This window comes from Streptomyces sp. NPDC002690 (genome assembly GCF_053592415.1).
This window is the reverse complement of the sequence record NZ_JBSFVR010000684.1, coordinates 1-1,714: the sequence shown is the minus strand read 5'-3', so window position 1 is coordinate 1,714 and position 1,714 is coordinate 1. Positions and strand designations below refer to the sequence as shown.

Sequence of the window (1,714 nt, the reverse complement as noted above, 5' to 3'; positions counted from 1 at the left end):
CGGGACCCCGCTCGGGGTCCCGGCTCACGCGTGTGCGGTGCGGGGGCGCCTACGGCTCAGTTGAAGCCGAAGCCCCGGGGCAGCGGCTCCTGGTGGAAGAGCCGGGCGGGGACGGCGGCGGCGAGCGCCGCGTAGCCCGCCGGGTTCAGGTGCAGGTGGTCGGCGTCGGAGTACGCCGGAAGGAGTTGGCGCGGGTTCTGCGGGTCGCGGGCCGCCTTGTCGAAGTCGACCACGCTGTCGAACCGGCCGCTGGTGCGGATCCAGGCGTTGACCTTCTGCCGGGCCTGCTCGCGGTAGCCGGCCGGGTCGTCGTACGGGTCGTTGCCGCCGAAGGGCGTCAGCGTCGCCCCGTAGACCCGGATGCCCTGGGTGTGCGCCCGGACGATGATCTGGTCGTAGGCGGCGATGAGGTCGTCGGCCGTCCGCTGCTGGGCGGCCTCGGTGGCCTCGGCCGTACCGATGTCGTTGACGCCCTCGAAGACGAAGGCCCACTCCACGCCGCTCTGGGCCAGGACGTCGCGGTCCACCCGGGAGAGCGCGTTGGGGCCGAGGCCGTCGTTGAGCACGCGGTTGCCGCCGGCCGCCTGGTTGAGGATCGCGGTGGAGGCCGTGTCCGGGCGGGAGCGCAGCCGGTCGAGCAGCTGGTCGGGCCAGCGGTTGTTGGCGTCGGTGGTGGAGCCCCGGCCGTCGGTCAGCGAGTCGCCCACGATGACGGCGGCGGCGGTGGTGTCCGGCGACCAGACCTCGACGCCACTGAGGAAGTACCAGTGGGCGACCGAGACGGCCCCGGCCAGGTCCTCGTCCCGTACGTGGTCGCCGGCGAGCATGTACGAGGTGGTCCGGGAGCCCGGGTGCGAGGTGACGCTGTTCGACGCCTGCCCGTGTGCCAGGTACACGGTGACCGTGAGGTTCGTCCCGGGCGCCACGTCGAAGTCCAGTGGGTCCGAGACGGCCTGCGAGCCCACCGGGACGACCGTCGAGGCGCTGCCCGAGAACGTCACCGTGCGGGAGGTCCCGGGCCGGATCGCGCCGGCTCCGGCCCGCCCCCCGGTGGGCAGCGCCACCGACACCGAGGTGAGCGGCAGTACGGCCCCGCCGAACGCGTTGGAGAACCGCAGCCGCACCTGCTTCCCGCCGACCGACACGTGGACGGTCTGCCGCAGGGTGGCGTCGTCGAGGACCTTGCCGTCCTGGGTGAAGGGGGCGGGCGGCATGTTGCTCGGCTCGGTCAGCTGCGGCATGGACGTCCAGGTGTTCACCCAGTGCGTCCCGGCCTGCCGCGCGTGCGCGGTCGCGGTCCGCCCGCTCCCGGCGTCGCCCCCGGCGTCCGCGGCTCCGGCGACCCCGACGGCGGTGCCCGTCGCCAGGGTGGCCGCGAACGCCACCGTCACGGCCAGACCGGCCTTCGAAAACTTTCGAGCCATGGACTGCTCTCCCTCGAACGGAGTGATCCCTCGCACTGCCCTTGCACGCTTCGGCGGCGACGGTAAGCGGGGCGTTTCCGGGGTGTCAATGACTCTCACACGATCCGATACAACGCATGAACTTCCCGAAAGTTTCGGGGAGTTGGGCATAAGGGGACGGGTCACGACAGAGGCGGACCCCGGCAGCGGGCCCCGGGCGCTCACGGACGGCCGGCCCCGGCACGATGCCCGGCGCCGCACCGGTGCCGCCCGGCGGACGCGCGTACGGCCCCGACGCGCTGGTCGCGTCG

The 1,714-nt window shown here is 73.3% G+C and carries 1 protein-coding gene; it reads right to left on the bottom strand.

The window, feature by feature from the left end; genetic code table 11:
• Positions 1-56 precede the first annotated feature (56 nt).
• The gene (locus ACWD3D_RS36690; protein WP_451464973.1) at positions 57-1,424 is read right to left on the bottom strand and encodes an SGNH/GDSL hydrolase family protein; all 1,368 of its coding nucleotides are present in this window, start codon (positions 1,422-1,424) and stop codon (positions 57-59) included.
• Positions 1,425-1,714: the final 290 nt, after the last annotated feature.

What these genes read in the sequence shown, in the direction of transcription:
- ACWD3D_RS36690 (WP_451464973.1), bottom strand. Translation starts at nt 1,424, where the DNA reads ATGGCTCGAAAGTTTTCGAAGGCCGGTCTGGCCGTGACGGTGGCGTTC.